We start from the raw sequence: 25,673 nt of genomic DNA on the forward strand, positions 1-25,673 counted from the left end.
AGGCAGCACGTCGGTGGCTGTCGACGGGCGCACGGGCATTGGTGTCGGCACGGGTGCCAGCGGGCGAAGCCTCCAGATGCGCCCCTACGAAGGCGAACAGGAAGCAGACCAGCACACAACTGACGCCCGCGCGGCACCCGGTGGAGCGCCGCGGGGCACGCTGCCCCGCACGGCTGATCATCAGGTCCCCTCTCGTGTGGCAGCCGATGTCTGCGGGGCAGCGGTGGGTGGGGGCTTGGCCAAGTCCGCTCCGGCGGCGGCTGGAGGGGAGGGCGCGTACCGGCCGGGGGTGGTGGTGATGTGGGACGTGATGCGGTCGATGTCGGGGATGGCGACCTTGACGCGGCCGGTGTTCTGCCGCGGCCCGGTCAGCAGGATTTCGCCGGCGCGGTCGGTGTGGCCGACGGGGGACAGGCCGGAGGTGACCGTCCGCACGAGGTCGGCATCGGTGGAGTTGAGGCCGATGAAGTCCAGGCCGCGGCGGGCGCGTTCGCGCTCGGTGGTGCGGGCCAGCGCCCGGTAGGCCATCAGGCCTCGGTCGGGGCCCAGTTCGGTGGCGTCGTGGGCGCCTGCGAGGAGTCCGGCACCGTGTTTGCGGCCGTCGTGGAGGATTTCGTGGACCAGGGCGGTGCCCTCGGCCGAAGAGGTCAGCCAGTACAGCTCGTCCAGGGCGACCGCGCAGAACCGCTCCGGTGCGGAGAAGGCGGCCTGGCGGGCTATCGCGGCGATCAGATACAGCACCGCGCGGCCGATCAGCGCCTCCAGCGGCTGTTGGTGCAGGATCTCCGCGTGTTCAAAGGCCTGCTTGGGCGGCAGCTTCAGCCCGCTCGTGGTGATGACGATGAAGTCGCTGGCGCCGCTGCCGTCCAGGCTCACCGGCGGCAGCACGGAATCGAACACCATTTGGGCCAGGGGGTTTTGCTCCACCAGCCGCAGCAGTTGGGCCAGGGTGGCGGCAGCGTCCTGGCGTTTGCCGCTCTCGGTTCCCGCCATCTGCCGCAGGACGTGGGTGACGCCGCTCATCGAGGGAGAGGGCGATGTGGCGGCCTGCTCGATGGCGTGGTGCAACACCGCGCCGGAGGTGGTCATGGGCCCGATCCCCAGCTGCAGGGTGAGGTAGCTGAGCGCGTAGTGGCGGCCCTCGGCGCCGGGGAACAGGCGCAGCGGGTCGATGGACAGGGCGGCCTTGGCGGCGTCGATGATCTGGCAGCGGCCCGGTGCGGCAGCCGCGGCAAAGGAGGCCCACTCGCGCACCGGGGTGCGGTCGATGCAGATGGCGCGCCCGCCGCGGTCCACGACCGCCTGGGAGACGTACTTGAGCAGCACGCTCTTGCCCGCTCCGAGATCACCGACCACGCCCAGGGAGGCGGAGGCGTCCTGCTTGGGCGCGTCGGCCACGTTGATCAGGACGGGGCGGGTGGTGCCGCAGTCCAGGTCGAAGCCCAGCAGCACGCCGGTCGGATCACCGACCTCGCTGTGGGTGAAGGCGCCGGAGAGGGCCCAGTCCTCGCTGACTTGATGCTGGGTGAATTCCTTCAACCGGTGCGTGCGCACCGCCCCGGGCAGCCCGAGGGTGAACAGATCGCCCTGGAGACCGGCGGGGCGCACCGCCCGGTAATCGGCGCCCGCGAGGAGCTTTTCCAGGGCGCGGGCCCGTGCGTCGCACAGCGGTGCGGTGGGCCCCCACACGGTCAGTGCGGTGATGGCCTGCACCTCCACCTCCACCGAGGTGCGTGAGAGCCGCGCGTCCAGCTCGCCCAGGTCGCGGGCGGCGTCGGGCAGGGAGGCGGGCATGCCGGTGGGCCGCGCGTCGTACTGGTCGGCCTGGTCGACCAGCTCGGTCTTCTTGTGCTGCACCTGCGCGCGGGCCTTCTCCGCGGGCACCAGCGTCAAGTCGATGGTGAAGTCGACGGGGAAGTCCAGGACGTCGAGCTGTGCGAACAGGTCGGCGGCTTCCAGCGAGATGGCGGGCGGGCACTCGGCCAGCGCCAGGTGCGCCTGATAGCCGGTGCCCCTCTCGCTTTCGACCTGCAGCCAACGCCGCCGCAGCGGCGAGGCCGACCGTGTCGTCCACCACGGGCCGCGGCCTGCCCTGCCGCCGCGGCCGCGCGCGTTTCCTGCGTTCTTCCCCAGGCCGTCCTCAACCTTCGGTTCGGTGCCGCCCTCCTCGAGGCGGACCTGACCGAGATCGGCGTAGCTGGGAGAGTGCAGCAGCCCGCCGCGGACCTGGCCGCCATACAGCTCGCTGAGCGCGGCCTCGCCCAGCAGCGGCTCGGCCAGGCCCCGGTGCACCGCGTGTTGGATCAGCCAGACGATTTCCGCCGGGCGGGCCGGGCGGAAAGACGCTCCGCCGGTGAGCTGCGCCTCAACCTGTGCGGCCTGCTCGCGGGCTGCGCTGACTTCGGCTCGGGCTACGGGCGCGGCGCGCAGACCGAGCGTGTCGGCGACTTCCGCCCACAGGGCGCCGGCCGCCTGCATGCCCTGGTGCTCTGCTGGGAGAGGGACGGCCAACCACCAGGTGCGCTGGTGCATCTCTTGGCCCTGCAGCAGATCGAGGGCTGCATCAAGGTGGTCCACCCACCAACGGGCCGCGGGCGCTAGGCCGTCCTCGGTCTCGGCGTCTTCCAGGCCGTCGGCCATCTTCCAGGCGATCTCGGCCGGGTCGACCTGCGCGCACAGCCCGAACAGGCGGGGGGCGCCGGACAGGGAGCGCACCAAGTGCGTGACCTTGGCGAGGAGTTCGTCGCGGACGGCCGGGGGCACATAGGTGCCCGGGACGGTCTCCTGGCTGCGGCCCTCGGCATCCGGGCCGGGGTGCAGCCGGTAGATCGCCCACGCGTGACCGTGCGTGGACCACAGCAGATGCCCGGCGATATGCCGGATGGGAACCCGCATCACGTCCCCCTTGTCTGGTTCCGTGCACACAGCCGGGCCTGGGCCAACAGCGTCACCGCGCAAGGCGGGGCCGCAGCCGGTGCACGCACGCGTGGAGCGCGGCGCCCCCTGAGACCGTGCGCGGCGAGGGACCGGGCCTGCGGCCTGCGGGCCCGGCGCACTCGGCTCGGCCCCAAAAGCGTCGGAGCGGCTGGCCTGCGCGCGGGGGCGCAGCCGATGAGGTCTTCGAGGGTGAACCCGCCGCCCAGACGGCCGGCGCGGGCATCGCGCGCCGCGCGTTGGCCGATGCGCCCACCACCGGGCTGTACGAGCAGCGCCACCATCCCCACCGCTGCCGAGATCGGGTGCCGGCCGCCGATCGTGGGCCTGCGCAGCAGCCAGATCCCCACCAGCCACACGGCGATGGGCAGGGGCCCCAGCACATTCCATACAGAGATCGTCTTGGCGAGGACGAACCCCCCGACGACGGCCAGGGCGATCTGTGCGGCGTTGTAGGGGCCCAGCGGCAGCCGCCAGTCGGCGAGCTTGCCCAGCACCCAGGGATGGCGCCGCGCAGCGGTGTAAAAGCGCGCCGTGCGCGGCGCGGCAGCCGCGCTCACGCCCGGCCCTCCCACCCGCGGATCGTGAGCACGTCAGCCTCTCGGTACGGGAGATGGCCGACGGCGGGAGCACCCTTGGCGGGGTTCTTCACCTCGTCCTCGAACATGTCCGCCAGGTCATGGCGGGAGCCGTACAGGCCCAGCGCGATCACCAGGAGAATTAGGGCGCCGATCCCGGCCTTCAACGAGAACCGCTGCACCATGACGATGACAACGATCACGATCAACGCCGCCTGCAGGCCCTTGGACCCCCAGTCCTGCGCCGTGGCGATCCAGGAATCCCCCAGCTCGTCCAACTTCCCCGCCAACACCATCTGATGGAGCGCGTTCACCGCCGCTCACCGCCCGCCGTGCCCGCAACGGGCGCGGCGATCTCCCACCGGCCGTCGCGCGAGGACAGCGTCAGCTCGTAGGACAAGGGCCAGCGGCCCGACGCATCGAGAGCCTCGACCGCCACCAGGACGTGCACCGTGGTGCCATCTGGCGGCACTTTCTCGCCGGCCGCGCTCTGTTCACGCGCCAAGACCTCCTCGACCTCCACAGACGTGGTGGCCGCGGGGGAGGGCGCCGACATCGTCACGCCCGGTGCGAGATACCGGCCCACTTCGCCGCGCCCGGCCAGATAGGCCGACAAGAATTCACCGGCCGTCGTCGTCAGCGGACCGTCCTCGACCGAGACCCGGTAGTCGGATTCCGGCAGCGGGTGCAGGGCGGGCGCGGCGACAAGTGCGGGCGCGGCGGTCACAGCGAACGAGCCGCCGCCGGCGGCGGAGATCGCGGGCACAGCGAAGTAGCGCACCCTCTCCGCGTACTGGGCGGCCACCGTCACCGACCACTGCCCGCCCTTGCCCGGTGCACTGCGCAACGGCGTGACCCGCCGCGGCGCCGGCGCATCGTCCTTGAGGGTGGGCAGGGAGACCTCCGGGGCCATCGACTGCGCACGACGGGCAGCCGCACTGCTGGCGTCGTCGCTGCTGCGCAGCCACGCGTCGACGAACTCGGCGACGTAACCCGAGGGATCGGCCACCGACGCGGTCTGCTCGGTGCGCTGTGGCTTGGAGGCGGGGGAGGAGGCGACGGTCTCGGCGGGCTGGCTGACGGCGACGGCCAGCGCGAGCGGGCCGGCGGCCAACGCCGCCCAGACACCGGCCCGGCCCAACTGAACGCGCCGCCGCATCTGGGTCAGCGCCACGCCGGCAGCCACCGGAGGCTGCCCCGCGCGTGGTGATGCAGAGGATCGGAACATGCGGGATCTCCCGGCAGGTCTCAAGGGGCTGATGCCGTGAGACAACCCGCCGGTGCCGACCGGTTTGCCGACCACCAAGCCCCGACCACGGGCACGAAGCCGTCACGAATTTGTGGTCGGCGCGGCCGTAGCGGCTACCACCACCCGCGACCATCCCCGAGGCGGGAACGCGAGGAGATCAGCAGCGACGGTGGGGTGGGGCCGGCCGGGGCACGGCAATCGTCACCCGGCCGGGCCCACCGTGTGCGCCACGCTGAGGTTGTCAGGCTGGAGTAACTGCTGGGCAACGAGCTCGGAGCGGGTCAGTTTGAGCAACCGCCCCATCCAGTTTCGTCCCCGACCGTCGGAGACATCTCTCCACGAGGGTGAGTCCAAGAGGCCGGTGTAGCTGATCCTGGCGTCCCCTGCGCAAACGAGGACTTGGGCGAGTTCGGGGTGCTGAGTGGACTTCGCGCGAAGGAGCTCTGCCACGACCGCGAGCCGAACGTTGGGCCAGTCGCTCCGGTGCGTTGCCTGGCCATCCAGCTCGTGCGCCTTTCTGCCGGAGACCGCATCCCGGATTCTGCTTCTGTCAGAAGCGTTGGCCGCCGACAACGCCCAGTACCCCTGCCCAGGAAGGCTTAGGAGCTGGCGATGACATCTGCAAGCGTAGATCCATTATCCCGGTCCGTGGAGGCGTCTGTCACCGTTCTCCAGAATGATCTTTACTACCGATATGCGCCTTTAGGGTTGGTGGCAAGCGAGCACAACGCATCGAGTTGCTTTGGGAGTTGAGAGTGGCGTACGACGTTGCCGCGCTAACGGTGGAACTGACGGACATGGCTGCGGCCGACCACCAGTCCTCCATCCGCGCGAACAGCGACGACCCGGCCGAACAGTTGGCGTGGCGTCGGCTGACCGCGCGGCACGGTGACCGACTGGGCGAGATCATGGATGAGTACGGCTGGCCGACGGCACAACTGGTCGGCGAGGAGGCCGCACGGGCGGCTTGGCTGATCGCACAGCACGCCGACCGGCAGCTCGACGTCCAGCGTCGCGCCCTGCAGCTGATGCAGCAGGCGGTGTCGGCAGGCTCGGCCAGCCCGCGCGAGCTGGCCTTTCTACGCGACCGCACGCTGGTCAATGACGGCCGCAAGCAGGTATACGGCACTCAGATCGCTGGCGTGAGGGACGGGGCGCCGGTTCCGTGGCCCTGTGAAGAGCCCGAGCGCATGGATGAACTACGTGCGGAAGTCGGCATCGAGCCCTTCGACGAGTACGTTGCCAAGTTCGCGATGGCCTGACGACCTCTCCCTGCCGCACTCGGCGACCCTTGCCCGAGGCTCACTTGCCGTGGGGCAATGATCCGTCGGCCAGGCCCTATGCGGGGTGTGCGCCGCCACCGTTCGGCAGGCGGTGCGCTCCGGCGTGAGCAGCTTCGTGCCGAACACCCGGCGCCCTGCGCTCCGGCAGGCTGCGCACTCCTCCCGTGGAAGCCGCGGGGGAGGGGTGCGCACGGCCAATGGCCCTCGCGGCCGCTGCTGTTGGCGGGGAGGGAAACTGCGGCCGGCGAGCTGCGCACCCGTGGCTGCGCAGCTACCGATGCGTCGTTCACCGTCCACATGCCGCAAGAACGCCCAGGAGGTGGTGATCACCTCTGTGCAGGGCTGTGGCCTGCAGTGGTCAGGGCCGGGAGTACGGTGGTCGGGGCGCCGCCGGTGACGGTGGTCGGTATCTACCACCAGCCCTGGCAGGACAGCCAGGCACCCGTGTACGGCGATTGCGCAGCCACACCATCGTGCCAAGCGGCAGACGACGGTAGCCCTCGACAGAGCATGGACTTGTCACGTCGTCGAGGCGCTGCGCACTGCGCACGCGGTTGCGCAGCCCCGCTGCGGCTGCGCACGCCGCCGACCTGCTTTGGACGCCGAGCATGTCCGTCTCGCACCGTGGAGGATGCGAGACGAACCGCGGATCGTCCCGACACGGTGGAGCCCATCTGCGGCATGCCTGCACCCACCAGCTGTGAGTGTCTGCGGCTCGACGCTCTGCTTGGTCTCGATCCCCGACGGGGGCGATAGGGCGGCTGCGTGCTACTCGTCGCCGGCTGTGTGCTGGTGACGGGGCACGCGGGCAAGGCTGATGGAGATACAGCCGGTCGAGGTCCGCGGCCCGAGGGGCCCCTCAGGCTGCCACCAGCGCCGCCAGCGCGCGGTCCATTGCGGCGTTGAACTCTTCTGGCGTCAGCGGCAGCCGTGACTTGATGTCCCGGCTCCACTGATCGGCGAGAACCTCGGCCGAGCGCGCCTCGACACCGTCGAGCGCCGCGTCGGCCAGGTCCGACGGAGCGATCTTGTCCACGGGCCAGCCCGCCGCCATGTCGGTGTCGGCCAAGCCGAGGTGTACCGCCGTGACGAGCGTGCCCTGCTCGGCGAGCTCCAGGCGCACGCCGTTGGTCATGGCCCAGGCGGCGGCCTTGGTCAGGTGGTAGGCATTGGCGCCCTTGCCTCCGAACCATGACATGGCGGACAGGACGTTGACGATCGCGCCCCCGCCGTTCCTGGCGAGCGTCGGCGCGAACTCCCGGATCATTCCCAGGTGGCCGAACATGTTGGTTTCCATCTCGTGCCGCACCGCGTCCAGCGAACCGGTCACCAGGTCGGTTCCTGTATTGATTCCCGCGTTGTTGATGAGGAGCGAGACGTCCGGGGCGGCCTCGGCGGCGGCCCTCACGGATGCGGGATCGGTGATGTCGAGGGGCAGCACCTCGACCCCGGGCAGGTCCACGGTCTGCGGTCGGCGGGCTGTCGCGTAGACCTTGCGGGCGCCCCGTTCGAGCAGGCGCTGGGCAAAGGCGTGGCCCAGACCACGGTTGGCTCCGGTGACAAGGGCGACTGAGTTGTTGATGTCCATGGCCGGTACGCTAAAACCTGACGCTAGCGTCAGAGGCAAGTGCTGACCGTCGAGGCCGGGGTGAGAGGAATCACCATGACCGTCACAGAGGCCGCAGCCGAGCGGCTGATCCGCATCGGCGAGGTGGCACGAGGTGCCGACGTCTCCGTGCGCGCCGTGCGCTACTACGAGCAGCAAGGGCTACTCATCGCGGAACGCAGCCCGTCCGGCCAGCGCCTGTACCGGCAGGACGCCATCGCCTTGGTCCGCTTCTTCCAGGCGATGTACGCCGCGGGCCTCACCAGCCGAAGGATCGCCGAACTCCTGCCGTGCTGGGACTCCGGGCATACCGACGCCGAGCAACGCGCCATGCTGCGAGCCGAGCGCGAGCGCATCCAGTCCAAGATCGACGACCTGCAGGCCGCCCTGGCCCAGCTCGACGAGGTCATCGCGGTCACGGACACGCACCCGTAGGCGCGGTCGACCAGACGCCTCATCCGCGGTCTCACCTTGCTGTCTTGGCTAGGCGATGAGGAGTCTTTGACACATGTCCGCTACCGGCAGTACCGCTTCGACCCCCAATGCCGGTGCGGTTGACGTGGAGGATTGCGTCAACGATCTCTCGCAGATCGTGCACCCGGACGGCTGTGCCAGGGCCGGGTCCGTTTCACCCGCCATGGAGAGAAGACCGGTTCGATCAAGGACCATCGGGTGGCGGGCGCATCGCTCCGGTGGCCAGGTCTCCCACCGTGCGAAGAGCGTGTTGTGACCCCTTCGTGATGGTGGTCAGGGCGCAGTGGTCGACACACCGGTCGGGCCCGCCGGGTTCTCTCAGCGCATGGACCACGCACACCCCTTGCTGCTCAACAGGCCTGTGCCAGCCACCGTGTTGGCCACGCCCGGCGGTCATCGCCGCGAACGGGCACAGGCCACGCCGGCCGGAGCACCTCGGTGACCGGCTACGGCGCCGGGATCCGGCGCGGCGAGATGGCCGGCGATCGCTTCACGCAGATCGCCAACGCGCTGTTCAGAGACAAGCGGATCTCGTTCAAGGCCAAGGGGATCTTCGGGCTGATCTCGACGCACCGCGACGGGTGGCGGATCACCATGGCCGCGCTCGCGCGCTGCGGTCCCGACGGCCGCAGCGCGGTGGCCTCAGGGCTTGGAGAACTGGAGGCGTACGGCTACCTCACACGGGAGCGTGAGCGCCGCGAGGACGGCACCTTCAGCGAGGTCATCTACGCCATCACCGACGCCCCGGCCCATCTGTACGACCTCCTGGGCGACAACGCCCCCAGCACGACCGCCATCGCGCAAAGCGGCAGGTCGCAACCAGAATCAGGTTTTCCGGCGCAGGGTTATCCAGCGCTGGAAAACCGCACACCTAAGAACACCCAGAGCAAAAACACCAAGAAGCAGCAGACCAACTCCGTCCATCCGTCCGTCCCTGACGCACCCGCCCGCGAAACCGGCGCATTGCACCAGCAGCGAGGCCGAGCGGACCAGAGACGGACACACGCTTCCGCCACGGCCACCGGCCCGGCGCCCACCGCCGGCGAGCAACTACTCCTGTCGCTCGGCGCCCAGCATCCCGATCTGCTGCTCACCGGTCAGGCACTCACCGATCAGGGTGACGTCGTCCAGGACCTTTTGCAGGCGGGCTGGACGCCGGAGCAGGTGCGCCACGTCATCGCCGACCGGCCGTTGCCCCGGCCGCTGCACCACACGGTCGGCGCGATCATCGCCGCTCGGCTGCGCACGGCACAGGCCACTCCCGTGCCAGGCAGTGCAGCCCCGCCCACCAAGTCGGCGCCGTCGGCCGCAGCAGGCCGCACCGTAGCCGAGGCGATCTTTCACCGGGCGCTGGTCGAATGCGCCGGCTGCGGCAGTCCCAGCCGCGCCCCGGGCCAGGACCTCTGTCCGACCTGCCTCGATTGGCCCACCTGCACCGCCTGCACCGGGCCCACTCCCCGCCGCGCCGACCCCGCAGGCGACGGCCTGTGCAGCGTCTGCGGCACCTGATCTCCGAGAGGCCCTGTCCCCTACACCTCCCAGATTCCCGCCGTCGTCCACCGGATCGAGGCACCGATGACTCTCCCGCCGCCCCACCCCGCATCGAGCACCCACCTCCCGCCCGGCCGCAGGCGGCTGCCTGCCAGTGAACGCACGGCGTGGGGCTGGCTGTGCTGGAGCCCGACCGCCCCCGACGGGGCACCGCAGCGTCTGGTGCAGATCGGCATCGTCACGCCCGGCCGCTCGCTGCGCGCACGGTGTGCGCAGCGCTGGCTCACCCGCCGCCCGCCCTTACGCCTCTTCCTCGACCACGGTGGCTCGGTCACCGGCGCAACCCTGGTGACTGCGGTGGGCGCCCTGCTCGGCATGAGCTGGGCGATCGATGCGGGCCTTCCCGTCGCCGTCGGCTTACCGCTGGCGATCCTGCTGCCGCTGCTGGTCGACCGCCTGCCCGGCCGCCTTGATGTCCGCGCCCGCGCTTACGTGTGCGTCATCGACGTCGGACCTGGGCTGGAGTACCTGCAGCGGCTCATCGCTCAGCTCGCCGGCATCACCCGCGCCGCCGCCTCCCAACCCTGCCCCGAGCTCGCGTATGCGGCTCAGCTCGGCCACCGCGTGCTGTGGTCGATCGCCACGATCATCACGGCTCCCGACCGCAGCCCCGACACCACCTGCAGGTGGCTCGCCCTGGAGAGCCTGCTGGACCACCTCGCGCGCCAGGCCGACGACGCCGACCGCGCCCGGCGCGCCCTCGCCGCGCCGAGCGAATCGGCCACCGCCCACACCTCGCCGGGCCACGGGCCCGCGCCCACCGCCGAAACCACGGCCCGTAGGCCGTCCCACCCGCACTGACCCCAGTGACACCCCGCCGAAGGAGACGCCGTGCCTGAAGAGATCTACTTCCTGTTCGCCCACGAGCCGTACTACCCGCCGCACGGCCTGATCGAGGTCAACACCACCATCGTCGCGGCCGACACGCTGCTGCACCCTCATGTACGCCAGCCCGACGGCGCCCGCATGCACCACTACCTCCACCAAGGCCGGCGTACGCAAGGGGAGATCGTGCCGCTGTCGACCCTCACCCACGAACTCGACGGCGGTGCCGGATGGGAGCAGACCGCCCACTGGGAGAACGTGGTGGATGACGTCCTCGCCCTGGCCCGGTTCGGCTCGTGCGACTCCCTCGGCCTGGGACTGCCCGCCCTCGAGAGGGCCTTGATGTGCAGCGCCCCGCACGCCCGCGTGATCAACTTCAACCCGGACACCGGGCAGCGCGAAACTCACGGGCCCGATCAGCGCGCAGCCGTCCTGGCGACACTCGCGCAGAACCTGCGCGCGACCCAAGCCGGGCGTGCACTCTGGCCCGGAGCGGGTCTCCTGCCCGCCATCGGGTAGGCGCGAAGCGAGCCGCCGCGCGTGCGGCAAACGAAGAAGGAGCCAGCCCGGCGAGACACCGGTGGCCAACGAATGTTTGTGAGGCCCGTCGCCGTCAGGCGGCGGGCCTCAGCACTTCGAATCGGGACCATCACCCTCACCCTCACCCTCGCCTCGATCCGGCTCGGGCTCCGCCCGAAATCAGCCGGGCAGGCGCCAGGCGTGTCCGGCGAGGGGATGCCTTCATGTCGCGGCGCGGCGGACTTTTACGGTTTATGGGTGACCCAGAGCAGTTCCGCGGGCCAGCGGTGTGCCCAGTCGGGTGGGTCGGTTTCGTTGTAGCCGTTGGATGTTGCGCGTTCGGGCCGCGGCTCGATGAGGTCGTCGATGATGAGACCCGCGCCGCGCAGGACCTTGACCCAGTCGCCGTAGGTGAGCTGATAGCTCATCGCGCCGTCGCCTTCGGCGATGGTGTGCAGCCCGAAGTAGTCCTGCTGCAGCGTCGTGGTCACGCGGCTGGCGGCTTCGTCGTAGCAGGCTTCGAACCATGGGCTGGCGACGTTAAACACCAGGCGCCCGCTTGGGCCCAGGACGCGTGCGGCCTGCGGGACGGCCAGGTGCGGGGGCGCCCAGCTGAGCCCACCGAAGTCGCAGAACACCAGGTCGAAACTCTCGTCGGCGAAGGGGAGTTGTTCGGCCGCGCCTTGCACGAGCGAGTAACGGGCCGTTCCCATCGCCCCTGCTGCTGCGGCGAGTTGGGCTTCGGACAGGTCGAGCCCGACCACGGTGGCGCCCTCGGCGGCCAGCGCCCTGGACCACTGGCCGGCGCCGCAGCCGAGTTCCAGGACGCGCTTGCCGGTCACGTCGCCCAGGGCCTGCAGGTGCGCGTCAGGGATGGAGTACATGCCCCACAGCCGGGGTGTGGCGCCGATTCGCGGATCGTGCTTGTGCTGGTAGGTGCTGCTGATCTGGTTCCAGAGCCGCCGGTTGGCGGGGATGCTGTCCACGTGCGGACTCCAGCACTGCCTGCCGAGGGCGTCAACTCGATTACGGCACTGCCCAGTCCTCGCTTCGTCCCGGCCCTGGCTCGGCCCCTGCGCCGCCGGACGAGCCCTGGGGCCTTGAGGACACTGAGCCCGAAGCCACCTTCGACGCACCAGCCGAGGGCTTCGCTCTCTTCCGTGGTGTCCTCGCCCAGAAGCTGGTTCACATCTCTTTGTACAGGTCACGGGCGTGATTCACGAGGGCGATCCTGTTTCCCGTTGGGTTCGGCGTCGAGGGGCGGGCAGCCGAACGCGCGGGAGGTGGTGACCCTAGGTGTTCCTGGCCCCGAACGGGTGGGAGCGGCCTTGCGCCTGGCGAGTGGTGAGGTGTCATGCCTAGGCTGCCTCGGCATGAGGGGGCGGCCACCAGGGCGGCTTCGCGGTCATAGGCGCGGGAGAACAACCGGTGGACCGTTACGGCAAGGTCGGGAAGTTGGTGCGGGACCGGATTCCGCAGATCATCCGCGAGGACGGGGCGGAGCCGGTCACCTACATCGCGGGCCCGCAGGAGTACCGGGACCGGCTCCGGGACAAGCTCTGCGAGGAGGCCGCCGAGGTTCTGGAGGCCGACGAGGAGAAGGTGGCGGAAGAGCTCGCGGACATTCTGGAGGTCGTGCACTCGCTCGCCGCGGATCTGGGGATTGACACGGATCAGCTGGAGAGAATCCGCGAGACCAAGGCGCTTGAGCGCGGCGGCTTCGCGGAGCGCATCGTCTGGACCGGCAATCGCTGACCGCCGCGGCGCGAAGCCGGTACACGCGCCCCGGACCCGTGCGCGGCGGTGCCGCTCGCTCAGTGGGGCGCCTCCTGAGGCGACGTGAGGCGTTGAGTGACCACGGTGTGCAGTGCGCGCAGGGTTTCGCGCTGCTGGACGGCGCGCCCGTGCAGTTCCTCGAGCCGCTGGGGGTCCAGGCGCGTCTCGTCGGCGGCGACGGTGCCGAGCGTCTGCCAGAGCAGGACCTTCCCCTCCACGAGGAGCAACAGGCCCTCCAGCTCGATGACGGTACTGAGCGCGGCTCGCCGCCACACCCGGCCGTTGAGCTTGAGGCGCCCCGCCTTCTCGGCCGCCCAGCCTCCGTAGGACTTGTAGCGGCGGACCGGAACGCCGAGCAGCTCCATGACGCGCAAGAGTGACTGCCGGTCCAGCTCGATCTCGGTGGCCAGGCCGCCGAACCCGGGCCCGTGCTCGGAGCCCTGGTGGACGCGGGCCATCCGCTTGGCGAGCTCTACTCCGGCCGTGGCCCCGGACAGATGGTCATTGAGATAGATGGCCAGCCACTGCTGAGTCCGGTCCACGCCGCCGCTGTTGTTCACAGCCTCATCAACTCCCCGCATGCCGACCGTCTGGTGAATGACTCGGTTCCCCCCGCTCCTCCCGCCTATTCCCGGGATCCTGCCCCCGGCGGGTGGCCACGTTGGCACTGATCATGCCCGTCCGGCTGCTTAACAAGCATTGCTTGGGGATAACCGCAGTTCATGAAGTTGCTGACGAGCTGGCACAAGACTGACCGGGTTCTGACACAGCGGGCGGCCTCGCGTATCCCACCGACGACGGCCAAGGTGCTCTCGGCGGTGGAGGAGGCCGCAGAGAATACGAAGTTGTGGTGCGCGGTCGCTGCCGCCATGGTCTGGTGGGGTGGATGGCGGGGCCGCAAGGCGGCGGCGGCAGGGCTGGGGGCCCTGGCTGTGGCGCAACTGGCGTCGAACGGCCTGGGCAAGCAACTGGCCGACCGCCCCAGGCCGCCGGTGGACTGGATCCCGCACGACGAGGTCGAGGACCGCCCCGACTCGTCTTCGTTCCCCTCCGGGCACACCGCGGCCGCGGTCGCCTTCACCGCCGCCGTCGCTCCTACTTGGCCGGCCGCGGGTGCGCTGTGCGCGGTGCCGACCGCCATGGTGGCTCTCGAACGGGTCCCGTCGGGCGCCCACTTCCCTAGCGATGTCGCTGCGGGCGCTGCCATCGGTCTGGCCGCCGCTCGCCTCACCCGTCATGCCCCGGCTCTCCTGCCCGGACCGAGCAGCTGGAACAGCAGAAGGTGAGGTCCCGCCTGCACGGGAGTGCTCTTGGGCGCGACTCGCTGCCATGCCCGCGGCATGTACCTGCCGCCGCCGAGCCCGTCGGGGAGGAAGCCGGCCCGGGCGACCGGGGACCGGTCCCGTGCAGGGACGGCCCGGTCACTGTTCGCCCGCCTCCGACGCCTGCCACCAGACCGCCAGGTCGTCGATGATCGGCAGTACCGAGTAGCCCCTGGGTGTCAGCCGGTAGCGCACGCGCGGTACTGAGCCCCCGACGTCATGCACCGTCCGGTCGACCAGCTGCGTGTTCACCAACTGGCGCAGCGCCCGGTCCAGCGGCTTGTTCTCGAGCAGTCCCGTCGCGCGGGCCAGGTCGTTGTGGCAGCTGGGGCCCCTCGCCGCGAGCTGGAGCAGCACGGCGAATATCCATTTCCCCGAGAGAATCCGTGCGGCCTCGTAGGCGTCCTGGAACTTCTGGCGCTCGTCGCGGTGTTCGGGCGGCGGCATGGCCATCGCGTCAAGTCCTCCGTCCGTGTGCCGATGAGTGGACCGTGCCTTCAGGCGGGCGTGGACGATCCTTTGTCGACAGGCACAGGCCACGAAGGCGGCACGGGGCCATCGCCCCTTTCGGTGTCATCCGGACGGGCGGGATCAGCCGTGTAGAACTGCTCCGCCCAGCCGCGGAACCTCATGATCGGGCCGTCGCCCTGGGCCGGCGTCGGATTTTTGAGGTAGGTCTTGTTCCGCCAGATCGGTGTGTCCTGGTCGATGCCCCGCCACGACGGCTTCGCGAACAGCTGGGTGGCCAGCCAGGACGAGTACGCGCTCAGCCGGCCGCCGAACGAGCCGATGCGGGCGCTGACGGTGAAGCGCGTCTCGATGCGGCAGGGGTCCAGGGGGGTGGGCATGATCTGGACGAGCGCCGACAGGTTCATCTGCGGCAGGTGCGCGCGGACGCACAGGTAGCCCAGACCGTGGGCCTCGACGTCGAACACGACGTCGGAGCGGCCGAGCAGTGGGATCTCCCGGTGCACGGCGGTGCCGATGGTCAGCCGCGGCCCGTCGATGCCGAGCGGCTCGGTGATGCGCGCTCCTGACGTGCCGTGCACCGGGCCGAAGTGCCCGATGTCGATCGCGTTTTCGACGACTTCCTGAGGGTGGTCGATGACGATCGTCGTGTGCCGGGCAGGCGGGGGAAACTCATCGGTCCCGGCCGCCGGGATCTCCCAGGAGGGAGCGGCGTGCTCGGGATGGCTCCACACCATGACGAGGCCGTTCACTTCCCGGACGGTCCAGTGGCTCAGGCGGGCCTTGGGCGGGCGGGACCCGTAGCCGGTCCGTACGCACGTGCCGTCGGGTGCGTAGGCGAAGTGGTGGAAGGGGCAGACCAGTTCCTCGCCGTCCACCTTCCCGCCGAACCCCAGATGCGCGCCCAGGTGCGGACAGTAGGGCTCTATGACACGCAGTCTGCCCTGCCGGGTGCGGTACACGACCAGGTCTGCGCCCTTGAACCGGCGCCGCACCACCCGCCCGGGCGGCACGTCGCCGCTGAAGGCCACCGCGAACCAGCCATGGGGATACGGCAGTCGCGGCCTGTTCGCCGATACGGGGGAGGCCAGAGTCACATCTGTCTTTTTCCAGCCGAGCATGAGGGATCATATCCGTTCGTCGCTCTGGATAACCGGAATGATAAAGAGGCACATGTGTGCCGACACGCATTACAAAAGCCCTATCACGGTAAAGCTTTAGGGGTCAATCAGGCCTGTTCTTCCGATGGTTGCGAAGTGGCAGGAATCGGCCGCGCCGCGAGGGCGGCAGGAAAGCGTCATCAAGGGCCCCTGTGGCAATGGCCATTAACCTCAACTGTCCGCCTCTGCCCCGCCCGCACACCCGCTGACGTGGTGAATCAGCCAGGGTTCGGGTGCCGCCCGAGCCCCACGGCCACCAGTTTCCCCTGATTTCACGGAACACATCCACGAAGGCGCGGAAAAGACATTCTCCCCAATGGACTCACCGGTCGACGCCCGCTACGGTGCGCGAATGGTCTTCGCTGAGAATTCCCTGACCGGGCCTTTCGCTCTCCCCGCACTCACGGCGGGGCGGGCCGCATTAGGTGAGCAGCAGGAGAAGGCGGGGTGCTGGGCCGGCGACTTCGCCACCGGCGGGACGTCCTGGGAATCCGCCGACATTCTCGTGCAGCACGTCCTGGACCGGGCCGACGCCACGCATATCGCCGAGGAACGGGCTTGGATCATTTCCCAGCAGAACGACGACGGGGGGTTTTCCCTCTACGCGGGGGGTCCTTCCGACGTGTCCAGCACCGTCCTTACCCATGTGGCGCTCCAGCTCGCCGGGTACGAGGAGGACCGGGAACGGCTGGACCGAGCCGCCCGGTTCGTGCGGACCCACGGCGGCATCGAGGCGGCCGAGCTGGTTCCCACCCGCTTTTGGCTGGCCCTCGCCGGAGTGGTGAGCTGGGACGAGATTCCTCCGCTGCCACCCGAACTGATCCTGCTGCCCTCCTGGTTCCCCGGCACCGTCGAGGACTTCGAGCCGCTGGCCCGCGAACTCGTCGTCGCGGTGGGCATCTTGGGAGTCGTCCGTCCCGTACGTGAACTCCCCATCGACACCAAGCCGTTGCGCCGCGCGGGTGCGGCCCCCCGGCGCTCCGCGCTCTCTCTGTCGAAGAAGGCGGCCGGAGGGGCGGCCTTGCGGGTGGCGCACGCCGTCAGCCGTACGTCCCCGCAGCCGCTGCGCCGCAGGGCCCTGCACAAGGCGGAGCGCTGGCTGCTCGGCCGGCAGGAGCCCGACGGGAGCTGGGGCGGCAGCTGGACGGAGACCCTGGTGTGCGTGCTCGCCCTGTGGGCGCTGGGATACGGCACCCGGCACCCGGTCGTCCGCAGTGGCCTGGAAGCCTGCGACCGCTACTGCATCCGCAACGAGGTCCAGGGCGCCGCCGGTGGAGAGGCCCACAGCGAGATCCAGGACGACGCCGGCGCGCGGGCCCACAGTGAGATCCAGGGGGCGTGGACACGGCGGGTGCGCATCTTCCCGTGCCCCGTCATGGACACCGCGATCACCCTGCGCGCCCTGGCCGCGGCGGGCGGCCGGGCCGGGTCCGATCCGGTGGTCGACCGCGCGATCGGCTGGCTGATGGAGCACCGCAGCGACTCCACCCGCAACGCCGCCCATCCGCCCGCGCTGGTCTGGGACTACGAGGGCATCCCGACCATCAACCCGGACGTGGACGACACCGCCATGGTCATCGCGGCCCTTAATCAGGTACGCGCGCACCGCGACCCGGAGATGGACACCGCCGTCGCCGAGGGCATCCGGTGGATCCTGGAATGGCAGTCGAACGGCGGCGGCTGGTCCGGGTACGGCGTCTATCGCTGGTCCCTCCTCGGCAAGCGGGTCCTCACCGGAATGGGGTTCATCGAGCCGCCCTCGCCATGCGTGACCGCGCACATCGTGGAGATGCTCTGTCTGGAGGGCTACGGCTGGCATCCCAAGGTGCGCCAGGCGCTGCGGTGGCTGCTGAAGCAGCAGGACCCCGACGGGTCATGGTGCGGCCGCTGGGGTGGCCGGCTCTACGGCACCGCCCAGGTCCTGTTCGCCCTCAAGGAAGCGGGCCTTGGCTCCGGCCATCTCGCCGTGGCATCGGCGATGGAATGGATCTACCAGCACCAGAACGACGACGGCGGCTGGGGAGAAGACGTCCCTTCCACGTTCGACACAACCCGCCGTGCGACGGGCCAGAGCACGGTCGTCCAGACGGCCTGGTGTGTCATCGCCGCCTACACGACCGGCGTCGTGGACACCGCACGCATCGACGCGGCCGTCGACCACCTCGTCAAGCACCAGCAAGACGACGGGGGTTGGACCGACACCCAGGAGTGGATGATCATCATTCCCGACAACGTGTACGCGATCGACGGCGCCCTCACCAACGCCTACGCCCTGTGGGCCCTGGCCCTGCACGCCGAGCGAAGGGCCCAGGCATGACCGCGGTCGAGACGGCCGAGTACGACACCTGGGCGTCCCTGTGGTGGCAGCCCCGCGGACCGTTCTCCAGCCTGCGGTGGATCGCCCGTGCCCGTGCCGAGCACGTCCCGCCCCCGGCCGGGCCCGGAGCGGTCCTGCTCGACATCGCCTGCGGTGGCGGCCTGCTGCATCCGTACATCGCCGACAAGGGATACCGGCACATCGGAGTCGACCTGTCGCCCCTGAGCGCCGAGGTGGCCCTGCGGCACGGGGTCGACGACGTCATCATCAGCGACATCGCGGACATTCCCCTGGCCGATGGTCACGCGGACGTCGTCGTCGCCGGCCACTGTCTGGAGCACGTCGAGCGGCCACTTGACGTGGTGGCCGAGTGCTGTCGCCTGCTCAAGCCGGGCGGCACGCTGATCATCGACACCATCGCCGACACGTGGCTGGCGCGGACCGCGGTGATCACCCTGGGCGAGCACCTGCCCGTCACCTGGGCGGCCCCCAAGGGCACCCACGACCACCGCCTCTTCGTCGACCCCGGGACACTGGTGCGCGCCTGCGCCGCGGGCGGCGTGCCGGTGGAGGCGTTCGGCCTGGCCCCCGACGCGCGCGAGTTTCTGTCCTGGGCGGCAGGCCGACGCCACGGCGACGTCCGTATGCGACGGGTCACGTCGACGCGGATGCTGTACGGAGTGGCCGGGGCGAAGACCACCGGCCACCCGGTGTGAAGGCCGCCGGTGACCTGCGAGAAACCGGTGTGTGAAAACCGCCGGACCTGATCACGTCACGAGTCTTGCCGGCCCGCCGCGCCTGCCGCCGTCTGCTCGGCCCTGCGCTTGAGCGCGTCCATGGTCGCACCGATCCTGCGTGCGATCATGGGTTTGGCCACCACGGCGGGCAGATGCCACTTCATCGCCAGGTCCTGACGCAGCGTCAAGTCGGTGCGGCCGTCCGCTGTTTCGGCGACCGTGTACCGCGCGTCGTTGCGCGTCACGAAGTCGCCCTCGACCAAGGACCACCGCATCTCTCGTGCCCCGTGCTCCAGGGCCAGGGTGAGCGCCATGCTCATCCCCATGGAAGTGACCGTCAACCGGGCTTCCGCCGGCTGCCCCAGACCGTCGAGACGCAGGACCTCGACCAAACTGATCTCCGGTTGCCAGTCCGGATAGGCGGCGACATCGCGCAGCGTCGCCAGGACATGGCCGGGCGGCGCGTCGATCGTCACCCGATAGGTCGCGGCCTCGAACTCGGAGTTCTGCACACTCTCCCCGCTCTCCCCGGCTACTCCGGAAGCAGATGGTCGATCTCGGGCATCAGCCGCCTGGCGACGTCGATGAGCGGGGCGACGGCGTCCACCGGCGAGCGCAGCTGCCGTACGCCGGTCAGGGCGTGCTCGATGTGCCGGCGTGCCGAGTCCATCGCCCGCTGCCGCGCGTCACACCGGTCAAGCAGCCGCAGCAACTCCTCGTACTGCCGTGGATCGAGCGGGCGTTGGCCGAGCAGGGCGGCCAGCTCGGTGCGCTCCTCACGCAGCGCGTGGATCACCGGCAGGGTGTAGACGCCGTTCTCGATGTCCTGGCCCCGCGCCTTTCCGGTCGCTCCGGGCGGCGCCCATATGTCGAGGACGTCGTCCCAGATCTGGAAGGCCATGCCGAGGCTGTGCCCGAAGGCGGCCATGATCTCCTGGTCGGGCTCGTCGGCCCCGGCCGCCGCGGCGCCGACGTGCGAGCACGCGGCCATCAGCGCGGCCGTCTTGCCCGAGATCACCGAGAGGTACGCCTCTTCGGAGCGGTCGAGGTTGTTCACGTCGGCCATCTCCAGCATCTGCCCGAGGCAGATGTCCTTGAGCGTGTTGCCGGCCACCTGCATCTCATGCCGGCCGAGCGACGAGAACGCGGACGTCGCGCAGGCCAGGAGATAGTCACCGGACAACAAGGCGGCCTCGTCCCCGAACGCGGCGTTGACCGTGGGGTAGCCCCGGCGGGTCGCGGCCCGGTCGCAGAGATCGTCGTGGCACAGGGTGGCCAGATGCAGCAGCTCCATGCCGGTGGCGGCGGCGACCACCGAGGGGGTCCGCTCCGCGGCCTCATCGAAGATGTAGGACGAGACCAGCGTCAGGACCGGGCGGAACAGCCGCCCCGGACGCTTCAGATAGTGGGTGAAGGAAGCCTCCGCCTCACGAACGCCGACCGCGGCGACGTGCGCCATGGACTGCCGGACGAGTTTCAGGTCACGGTCGAGACGGGCGAAGACGATCCGCTCCGTCGTGGACGACATACGCGTCGAATGCACTGGATTCTCCGTCCGTTCACCACGCGATGGGAAGCTCCCGGGGACCGCGGAACAACAGATTGCGTTTCCACGTCACGTCCCCGGCGTCGACCGCGAGCCGCAGGCCGGGCAGCCGCTCCAGGAGGCACCCGAGTGCCACCTGGAGCTCCATGCGGGCGAGCGAGGCACCCACGCAGTGGTGGGCGCCCCAGCCGAAGCCGAGATGGCCGGTGATCGGACGGGTGATGTCGAGCCGGTCGGGATCGTCGAAGACCCGGGGGTCCCGGTTGGCCTCGGACGTGGAGGTCAGCACCGGCTGACTCTCGGCCACGATCTCGTCCCCGAGTTTCACGGGCTCGGCGGCATAGCGCGGAAACGCCGCGGAGACGCTCAGCGGGGTGAACCGCAGCAGCTCCTCCACGGCTTGGGGCAGCAGCTCGGGGCGCTCGCGCAGGAGGGCGAGTTGATCGGGGTGGGTGAGCAGCAGATGAACGAAGTTGCCGATCTGGTTGGACGTGGTCTCGTAGCCGGCCACCAGCAGCAGCATGCACAAGAAGACCAGTTCCTCCTCGGACAGCCGCTCGTCCGCGTCCTGGGCCCGCGCCAGTTCGCCGATCAGGTCGTCGGTGGGCCGAGCGCGCCGCTGGGCGACCAGATCGGCCATGTACGTGGTCAGATGGCCGATGTTCTCCATGCGTATCTGGTCGCCGTTGCCGGACAGCAGCTCGTTCATCGCCAGGATCCACTGGTGGAACGTGGCGCGGTCCTCGAACGGCACGCCCAGCAGGTCGCAGATCACCCCGATGGGCAGCGGCACGCAGAAGCTCTCGACCAGGTCGGCGGGCGAGCCGGCGGCGAGCATGGTGTCGAGGAGGGTGTGGGCCAACGCCTGCGCGGCGGGCCGCTGTTGCTCGGCGCGGCGGGCGGTGAACGCCCCCGCGATCAGCCGCCGGATGCGTGTGTGGTCGGGCGGGTCCATTTCCATGAGGCCCATGGGGATCACTTCGGGAGTGACCCGCGGCTGATCGCGCCCGGCCGGCACCGCCCGGTGGAAGCGGGGATCGCCGAGCACGGTCTTCACGTCCTCGTAACGGGTCGCGAGGACGGCCGGATCGCCGTACGGCATGCGCACGGGACACAGCGGCCGGTCGTCCTGCACCTGCCGGTACAGCGCGTGCATTTCGAGCCCGTGAGTGTCACCGAAAGGATACGGAAGTTCATCCGGGTGCTCGCCCCGTGCGTCAGAGCTCATGAAATTCGACGCTAGCAGAGCACTTGTTGCCGAGATAAGGACAAGAATGTCCCCACCGGACAACGACGTCTCTGGACAGCCGAGCGCGACCCCATTCTAATTCTGACCGTGGATGGGTATAGGGGAGTCGCGAGTGCGAAAGCGGCGCAAACGGGAGGCGGAGAGCCGGGAGTCGCGGATACGACGGCCCTCGCGGCGGCCCCGGCCGGTGTCGGCCGGATCCGCGCCTGGACCTCCGCGCTCGGCCTGCAGATGACCGTGGTCATCCTCTTGCAGGCTGCGTACGCGCTCGCCCTGGCACGGTACGTCGGGCCCCTCTCCACGCCCCGCGCCCTGCTCACGCTGGCCCTGTTCGTCCCGGAGAGCATCGGCCGACGGCTGATCAACGACTACGACGACCACCGGCGCGGGGTCGACCGAGCGGACAACGCCCGGCCGGGCAGCGCGCTCGCCCTGGGACTGCCCATGCAGCAGGTCCGCGTCGCGGGCCTGTCCTGTTTCGCGGTCGCCACCTGCGGATTCATCTACCTGCTGTACACGACGAGCCCCGTATCGCTCGTGATCGTTCCCCTGCTCTTCGTGACACTGCTCTACTCCGGCGGGCCCGCGCCCCTCGGATACCGGGCCCTGGGCGAGGTCGTCGACTTCGTGCTCGCCGGCTGTCTCGTCGTGGGCAGCGTGGTGTGGGTCAACGCCCACACCCTCACCTGGCCCGTCGTGCTGGGCGCGCTGGCGGGCGGATTCCTGTTCGCCGCGACCATGCTGCACAACAATCTCGGCGATCTCACCGACGATCTGCGGGCGGGCAAAAGGACGGTCGCCCACGTGCTCTCCCGCCGCACAGCCAAGATCCTGTACGTGAGCCTGCTGGCGGCGCCTTACCTGTGCGTGGTCGTCATGGCGCTGGAATTCGGCTCCCTTCGCTGTGCGGCGCCTGTGCTCAGCCTCCCTTATGCCGCGTATCTCGCCGTAGCAGTGGCGCGTTCGAGATTCGACGCCACCATGCCGACCTGGTTTCACATGCCACGCCTGCTCGCCGCCTTCTTCGCCCTTTTCGTCCTGGCCACCTGGCTCTGACCGGCCCTCCCCGCATTGAGGCGGTAATTGGATGTCTGTTCTGTGCCGTCCGGCGGTGCTGTTCCCCGACTACGAGATCACCCTCAAGGACACCCTGGAAAGCGCCCGCCGCGTCCATGCGGACCATCCTCGCCTCGATGTCGCCCTGCGGCTCATCGAGAACACCGGTGTCCAGACGCGGCGCATTCTCCGGCCGCTCGAAGAAACCCTGCGCCATCCGGGAGTCGCCGCCCGCACCGAGCTGTACTGGGACGCCGTCCGCACCTACCTGCCCACACTCGTCGCCACCGCCCTGGACAACGCCCGGTTGTCGAAGGACGAGATCGACGCCGTGGTGTTCGTGTCCTGCACGGGCTTCAGCATGCCGTCACCGATCGTATGGATGATCAACGAACTGGGATTTCCGACCCGCCTGAGCCAACTGCCCGTCGCCCAGCTCGGCTGCGCCGCCGGCAGCAGTGCGATCAGCATCTCCACGCAGTACTGCCGGGCCCACCCGGACCGCAACGCCCTGGTGGTCTCCTTCGAGCTGTGCTCGCTCTGCTACCAGCCCACCGAAACCGACGTCGGCTCCCTGCTCACCGCCGGCCTCTTCGGCGACGGATTCGCCGCAGCCGTCATGAAGGGCACCGGAGCCTCCGGCCTCAGGATCGAGCGCTCGGCCGCCGAGACCATAGCCAACACCGCCGACTGGATCTCATACGAGATCAAGGAAACGGGATTCCACTTCCGGCTCGACAGCCGGGTACGCACGAGCATGCGCGCGGTGACACCGGGCATCCAACACCTGCTGACGGAGGCCGAGTGGAGCCACCAGGATCTGGACTTCGTCGTCGCGCACGCCGGCGGTCCGCGCATCCTCGACGACCTGACGACCTACCTGGACATCGATCCGGTTCATCACCGCTTCAGCCGTGCCGCCCTGGCCGAGCACGGAAACACCGCGAGCACCCTCATCTTCGATGCGCTGGCGCGCCTGTACGCGAGTGACGTCGCCGGCACCACCGGAGCACGCGGACTCATCGCCGGCTTCGGCCCTGGTATCAGCGCCGACTACTCCCTGGGTGTCTTTCAATGACGGTCATCCTCATCACTGGTTGCTCTTCCGGCATCGGCCGCTCCGTCGCACTGGCGGCCGTTCACCGCGGATTCACCACGATCGCGACCTCACGCGACGTCGAGGCGCTGGAACCGCTCGCCGACGCGGGATGCGTCGTCCGGCGGCTGGACGTGACGGACGACAGCGCGCGCCGCCAGGTGGTGAAAGAACTGATCGCCGCCTACGGAGGGGTCGACGCGCTCGTCAACAACGCCGGCTACGGAGAGCTGGGCCCGTGCGAAGAGGTGCCGCTGGACCGCTGGGACCTCCAGTTCCAGACCAACGTCTTCGGCCCGGTCGGCCTCATCCAGCTCGTCCTGCCCGGCATGCGCGCACGCGGCAACGGCCGCATCGTCAACGTCAGTTCCATGGCGGGCGAACTGGTGCTGCCGGTGGGCGCGGCGTACCACGGCAGCAAGTACGCGCTGGAAGCGGCGTCCGAGGTGCTCAGACTGGAAGTCGCCCGGTTCGGGATCGGCGTCTCGCTGGTCCAGCCGGGCGCCGTGCGCACGCGGTGGGGCGAAAATGTGCCGGGCATGAGCCGATACACCGCCGGGCCCTACGGCGACGTGGTCGAGGAGATGGAGCGGCAGATGGCCGTGCGCCTGCCCCGCGGTGTGCCGCCCCACCGCGTCGCCGCGGCCGTGCTGCGCGCCGTGACGGCCCGGCGCCCCCGCGCACGCTATCGGGTGGGCACCGACGCCCACGTATTGCTGCCCCTGCGCAGGCTGCTGCCCGATGCGCTCTGGGTGCGGTGCGTGCACACGAAGTTCCCCTCCCTGCGGCGCACCGGAGGAGCGTGATGGGCATCGGTGCGCCAACGCTCGTGGCGGCTACGGGAGTTCCCCTCGCCGCGGCCGGCCTGGCAGCGGCCTTCCGCGGGCCCGAACACGCGCACTGGCGCACGCTCACCCTCGCTCACGGTTCCCTCGGCCTGGCCGCCCTGCTGTCCGACCGCTCGCTGCGCGGGTGTGCTCTGTCGCGTCGTGACGTCGCCGCCGCGCTGCCCGTCGGCCTTGGCCTCTTCGCCGTGGGCGCCGTCACGGACGTACGAGCGCGGCGGGTCCTGCCCCGGCTCGACGCGGACGCGAAGGCGCTCGACCGGGTGGCGGCCACGGCCGGTCCGGCCCGCATGTGTGCCTGTCTGGTACTGGCCATCGCACCGGGAGAAGAGCTGTTCTGGCGCGGACTGCTGCAAGACAGACTCACGCGCCGGCATGGGGCGGTCCGCGCGGCGGTCCTGACGAGCGTGCTCTACGGCGCCGCCCATGTGGCCACCGGCAATTCCGCGGTGACCACCGCCGCCCTGTGCACGGGCGGCAGCCTGTCATGGCTGCGCGCGAACGGAGCGAGCGTCGAGCGCCTCGCGCTCGCCCATGCCGCCTGGGTCGTACCGACCCTGCTGTGGGAGCGCCTGCGTGACGACCGCGAACCGGGAAAGGAACCGGCACAGATGACGACGACAACGACGGGACGACGGGTCTCCCGCTGGAGCAGGCTCGTCCAACGCGCGAACAACATCACCCACACCGTGCTGTACGAGAAGTCACGCGGCCGCCTGGGCACCCGCATGCTGGGGCAACAGGTGGGCATCCTCACCACCGTCAAGCGGCAGGACGGGCAGCCTTACTCGGTCCCCTTGTTCACCTACCGCGACGGCGACGACGTGATCGTCGTCGCCTCCTACCGGGGCTCGGCCCAGCACCCGGCATGGTTCCGCAACCTCGTGACCAACCCGGACGCGGTCGTCCGCATCGGCGACCGCTCATGGCCCGTGCGGGCGACCGTCCTGACCGGCGCGGAGAGGGGCGAATGGTGGGAGCGTGTCGCGGCGGACTTCAAGGGTTATGCCGCCTACCAACGCAGGACGAGCCGGCAGATTCCCGTGGTGCGTCTGACCTCCCGCCCGGCCTGAGCGGCCGGG

25 protein-coding genes are annotated in these 25,673 nt (G+C 69.9%); 13 read left to right on the plus strand and 12 right to left on the minus strand.

Annotated elements, in window-relative coordinates:
- Positions 1-180: 180 nt before the first annotated feature.
- The 4 genes from ACWFRU_RS34555 to ACWFRU_RS34570 are packed head-to-tail and all read right to left on the minus strand — an operon-like array spanning position 181 to position 4,740.
- On the minus strand, positions 181-2,895 hold the full coding sequence (locus tag ACWFRU_RS34555; protein WP_453692046.1) for an ATP-binding protein: 2,715 nt from the start codon (positions 2,893-2,895) through the stop codon (positions 181-183).
- Positions 2,895-3,494 carry a hypothetical protein gene (locus tag ACWFRU_RS34560; RefSeq protein ID WP_453692047.1) on the minus strand — a complete coding sequence of 200 codons (600 nt, stop codon included), beginning with the start codon at positions 3,492-3,494 and terminating at the stop codon, positions 2,895-2,897. Before ACWFRU_RS34560 ends, ACWFRU_RS34555 begins: the two co-directional genes overlap by 1 nt.
- Positions 3,491-3,808, minus strand: a complete 318-nt coding sequence (locus ACWFRU_RS34565; RefSeq protein ID WP_453692148.1) for a hypothetical protein — start codon at positions 3,806-3,808, stop codon at positions 3,491-3,493. Before ACWFRU_RS34565 ends, ACWFRU_RS34560 begins: the two co-directional genes overlap by 4 nt.
- A gap of 14 nt (positions 3,809-3,822) precedes the next feature.
- Positions 3,823-4,740: a conjugal transfer protein gene (locus ACWFRU_RS34570; protein ID WP_453692048.1), complete on the minus strand. Its 918-nt coding sequence runs from the start codon at positions 4,738-4,740 to the stop codon at positions 3,823-3,825.
- 776 nt (positions 4,741-5,516) lie between these two features.
- Between ACWFRU_RS34570 and ACWFRU_RS34575 the strand changes: the two genes are divergently transcribed.
- Positions 5,517-6,023: a DUF6624 domain-containing protein gene (locus tag ACWFRU_RS34575; RefSeq protein ID WP_453692049.1), complete on the plus strand. Its 507-nt coding sequence runs from the start codon at positions 5,517-5,519 to the stop codon at positions 6,021-6,023.
- A gap of 880 nt (positions 6,024-6,903) precedes the next feature.
- Here ACWFRU_RS34575 and ACWFRU_RS34580 read toward each other — a convergent pair.
- Positions 6,904-7,632: an SDR family oxidoreductase gene (locus ACWFRU_RS34580; RefSeq protein ID WP_453692050.1), complete on the minus strand. Its 729-nt coding sequence runs from the start codon at positions 7,630-7,632 to the stop codon at positions 6,904-6,906.
- A 75-nt stretch (positions 7,633-7,707) separates the two neighbouring features.
- On the opposite strand from ACWFRU_RS34580, the gene ACWFRU_RS34585 reads away from it, so the two are divergent.
- The 4 genes from ACWFRU_RS34585 to ACWFRU_RS34600 all read left to right on the plus strand — a co-directional run bounded on the left by ACWFRU_RS34585 (position 7,708) and on the right by ACWFRU_RS34600 (position 11,019).
- The gene (locus tag ACWFRU_RS34585; protein ID WP_453692051.1) at positions 7,708-8,085 is read left to right on the plus strand and encodes a MerR family transcriptional regulator; all 378 of its coding nucleotides are present in this window, start codon (positions 7,708-7,710) and stop codon (positions 8,083-8,085) included.
- A 477-nt stretch (positions 8,086-8,562) separates the two neighbouring features.
- Positions 8,563-9,633, plus strand: coding sequence for a hypothetical protein (locus ACWFRU_RS34590; protein WP_453692052.1), 1,071 nt, complete (start codon positions 8,563-8,565; stop codon positions 9,631-9,633).
- A gap of 66 nt (positions 9,634-9,699) precedes the next feature.
- Complete coding sequence (locus ACWFRU_RS34595; protein WP_453692053.1) at positions 9,700-10,476, plus strand: hypothetical protein; 777 nt, start codon at positions 9,700-9,702, stop codon at positions 10,474-10,476.
- A 30-nt stretch (positions 10,477-10,506) separates the two neighbouring features.
- Positions 10,507-11,019, plus strand: a complete 513-nt coding sequence (locus ACWFRU_RS34600; protein ID WP_453692054.1) for a hypothetical protein — start codon at positions 10,507-10,509, stop codon at positions 11,017-11,019.
- Positions 11,020-11,264: 245 nt separating this feature from the next.
- Here the strand turns inward: ACWFRU_RS34600 and ACWFRU_RS34605 are convergent, their stop codons facing one another.
- On the minus strand, positions 11,265-12,005 hold the full coding sequence (locus tag ACWFRU_RS34605; protein WP_453692055.1) for a class I SAM-dependent methyltransferase: 741 nt from the start codon (positions 12,003-12,005) through the stop codon (positions 11,265-11,267).
- A 442-nt stretch (positions 12,006-12,447) separates the two neighbouring features.
- On the opposite strand from ACWFRU_RS34605, the gene ACWFRU_RS34610 reads away from it, so the two are divergent.
- The gene (locus ACWFRU_RS34610; RefSeq protein ID WP_453692056.1) at positions 12,448-12,774 is read left to right on the plus strand and encodes a pyrophosphohydrolase domain-containing protein; all 327 of its coding nucleotides are present in this window, start codon (positions 12,448-12,450) and stop codon (positions 12,772-12,774) included.
- A 59-nt stretch (positions 12,775-12,833) separates the two neighbouring features.
- On the opposite strand, the gene ACWFRU_RS34615 is transcribed toward ACWFRU_RS34610, so the two are convergent.
- On the minus strand, positions 12,834-13,355 hold the full coding sequence (locus ACWFRU_RS34615) for a hypothetical protein (RefSeq protein WP_453692057.1): 522 nt from the start codon (positions 13,353-13,355) through the stop codon (positions 12,834-12,836).
- A gap of 162 nt (positions 13,356-13,517) precedes the next feature.
- Here ACWFRU_RS34615 and ACWFRU_RS34620 point away from each other — a divergent pair, with 162 nt between their 5' ends.
- The gene (locus tag ACWFRU_RS34620) at positions 13,518-14,081 is read left to right on the plus strand and encodes a phosphatase PAP2 family protein (protein ID WP_453692058.1); all 564 of its coding nucleotides are present in this window, start codon (positions 13,518-13,520) and stop codon (positions 14,079-14,081) included.
- Between the two features lie 135 nt (positions 14,082-14,216).
- On the opposite strand, the gene ACWFRU_RS34625 is transcribed toward ACWFRU_RS34620, so the two are convergent.
- Positions 14,217-14,570 carry a winged helix-turn-helix transcriptional regulator gene (locus tag ACWFRU_RS34625; RefSeq protein WP_453692059.1) on the minus strand — a complete coding sequence of 118 codons (354 nt, stop codon included), beginning with the start codon at positions 14,568-14,570 and terminating at the stop codon, positions 14,217-14,219.
- Positions 14,571-14,614: 44 nt separating this feature from the next.
- Entirely contained in the window at positions 14,615-15,682 is a 1,068-nt protein-coding gene (locus ACWFRU_RS34630; RefSeq protein ID WP_453692060.1) for a Rieske 2Fe-2S domain-containing protein, read from the minus strand.
- 415 nt (positions 15,683-16,097) lie between these two features.
- Here ACWFRU_RS34630 and ACWFRU_RS34635 point away from each other — a divergent pair, with 415 nt between their 5' ends.
- Complete coding sequence (locus ACWFRU_RS34635) at positions 16,098-18,062, plus strand: prenyltransferase/squalene oxidase repeat-containing protein (RefSeq protein ID WP_453692061.1); 1,965 nt, start codon at positions 16,098-16,100, stop codon at positions 18,060-18,062.
- The gene (locus ACWFRU_RS34640) at positions 18,059-18,778 is read left to right on the plus strand and encodes a methyltransferase domain-containing protein (RefSeq protein ID WP_453692062.1); all 720 of its coding nucleotides are present in this window, start codon (positions 18,059-18,061) and stop codon (positions 18,776-18,778) included. The genes ACWFRU_RS34635 and ACWFRU_RS34640 overlap by 4 nt, the downstream gene beginning before the upstream one ends.
- 56 nt (positions 18,779-18,834) lie before the next feature.
- Here ACWFRU_RS34640 and ACWFRU_RS34645 read toward each other — a convergent pair whose 3' ends face one another.
- The 3 genes from ACWFRU_RS34645 to ACWFRU_RS34655 are packed head-to-tail and all read right to left on the minus strand — an operon-like array spanning position 18,835 to position 21,573.
- Positions 18,835-19,311, minus strand: coding sequence for a type II toxin-antitoxin system RatA family toxin (locus tag ACWFRU_RS34645; RefSeq protein WP_453692063.1), 477 nt, complete (start codon positions 19,309-19,311; stop codon positions 18,835-18,837).
- Positions 19,312-19,331: 20 nt separating this feature from the next.
- On the minus strand, positions 19,332-20,327 hold the full coding sequence (locus ACWFRU_RS34650; RefSeq protein ID WP_453692064.1) for a polyprenyl synthetase family protein: 996 nt from the start codon (positions 20,325-20,327) through the stop codon (positions 19,332-19,334).
- A gap of 31 nt (positions 20,328-20,358) precedes the next feature.
- Positions 20,359-21,573, minus strand: a complete 1,215-nt coding sequence (locus ACWFRU_RS34655; RefSeq protein ID WP_453692065.1) for a cytochrome P450 — start codon at positions 21,571-21,573, stop codon at positions 20,359-20,361.
- A gap of 108 nt (positions 21,574-21,681) precedes the next feature.
- Between ACWFRU_RS34655 and ACWFRU_RS34660 the strand changes: the two genes are divergently transcribed.
- From ACWFRU_RS34660 to ACWFRU_RS34675, 4 genes are read left to right on the plus strand one after another with little or no spacing between them, the layout of a single operon-like run.
- Positions 21,682-22,650 (plus strand): UbiA family prenyltransferase, encoded by a 969-nt coding sequence (locus tag ACWFRU_RS34660; RefSeq protein ID WP_453692066.1) that lies wholly within the window; start codon positions 21,682-21,684, stop codon positions 22,648-22,650.
- 31 nt (positions 22,651-22,681) lie between these two features.
- Positions 22,682-23,728 carry a type III polyketide synthase gene (locus tag ACWFRU_RS34665; protein ID WP_453692067.1) on the plus strand — a complete coding sequence of 349 codons (1,047 nt, stop codon included), beginning with the start codon at positions 22,682-22,684 and terminating at the stop codon, positions 23,726-23,728.
- A complete protein-coding gene (locus tag ACWFRU_RS34670) occupies positions 23,725-24,552 on the plus strand; it encodes an SDR family oxidoreductase (RefSeq protein ID WP_453692068.1) in 828 nt (275 codons plus the stop codon). The genes ACWFRU_RS34665 and ACWFRU_RS34670 overlap by 4 nt, the downstream gene beginning before the upstream one ends.
- Positions 24,552-25,664, plus strand: coding sequence for a nitroreductase/quinone reductase family protein (locus tag ACWFRU_RS34675; protein ID WP_453692069.1), 1,113 nt, complete (start codon positions 24,552-24,554; stop codon positions 25,662-25,664). The genes ACWFRU_RS34670 and ACWFRU_RS34675 overlap by 1 nt, the downstream gene beginning before the upstream one ends.
- Positions 25,665-25,673 lie beyond the last annotated feature (9 nt).

Source organism: Streptomyces sp. NPDC055099, assembly GCF_053607685.1.

Bases quoted from the DNA above. Each gene is read 5' to 3' on its own strand.
- ACWFRU_RS34555 (WP_453692046.1), bottom strand. From the start codon at position 2,895: ATGCGGGTTCCCATCCGGCATATCGCCGGGCATCTGCTGTGGTCCACG.
- ACWFRU_RS34565 (WP_453692148.1), bottom strand. From the start codon at position 3,808: ATGGTGTTGGCGGGGAAGTTGGACGAGCTGGGGGATTCCTGGATCGCC.
- ACWFRU_RS34570 (WP_453692048.1), bottom strand. From the start codon at position 4,740: ATGTTCCGATCCTCTGCATCACCACGCGCGGGGCAGCCTCCGGTGGCT.
- ACWFRU_RS34580 (WP_453692050.1), bottom strand. From the start codon at position 7,632: ATGGACATCAACAACTCAGTCGCCCTTGTCACCGGAGCCAACCGTGGT.
- ACWFRU_RS34585 (WP_453692051.1), top strand. From the start codon at position 7,708: ATGACCGTCACAGAGGCCGCAGCCGAGCGGCTGATCCGCATCGGCGAG.
- ACWFRU_RS34595 (WP_453692053.1), top strand. From the start codon at position 9,700: ATGACTCTCCCGCCGCCCCACCCCGCATCGAGCACCCACCTCCCGCCC.
- ACWFRU_RS34620 (WP_453692058.1), top strand. From the start codon at position 13,518: ATGAAGTTGCTGACGAGCTGGCACAAGACTGACCGGGTTCTGACACAG.
- ACWFRU_RS34625 (WP_453692059.1), bottom strand. From the start codon at position 14,570: ATGGCCATGCCGCCGCCCGAACACCGCGACGAGCGCCAGAAGTTCCAG.
- ACWFRU_RS34635 (WP_453692061.1), top strand. From the start codon at position 16,098: ATGGTCTTCGCTGAGAATTCCCTGACCGGGCCTTTCGCTCTCCCCGCA.
- ACWFRU_RS34640 (WP_453692062.1), top strand. From the start codon at position 18,059: ATGACCGCGGTCGAGACGGCCGAGTACGACACCTGGGCGTCCCTGTGG.
- ACWFRU_RS34650 (WP_453692064.1), bottom strand. From the start codon at position 20,327: ATGTCGTCCACGACGGAGCGGATCGTCTTCGCCCGTCTCGACCGTGAC.
- ACWFRU_RS34655 (WP_453692065.1), bottom strand. From the start codon at position 21,573: ATGAGCTCTGACGCACGGGGCGAGCACCCGGATGAACTTCCGTATCCT.
- ACWFRU_RS34665 (WP_453692067.1), top strand. From the start codon at position 22,682: ATGTCTGTTCTGTGCCGTCCGGCGGTGCTGTTCCCCGACTACGAGATC.
- ACWFRU_RS34670 (WP_453692068.1), top strand. From the start codon at position 23,725: ATGACGGTCATCCTCATCACTGGTTGCTCTTCCGGCATCGGCCGCTCC.
- ACWFRU_RS34675 (WP_453692069.1), top strand. From the start codon at position 24,552: ATGGGCATCGGTGCGCCAACGCTCGTGGCGGCTACGGGAGTTCCCCTC.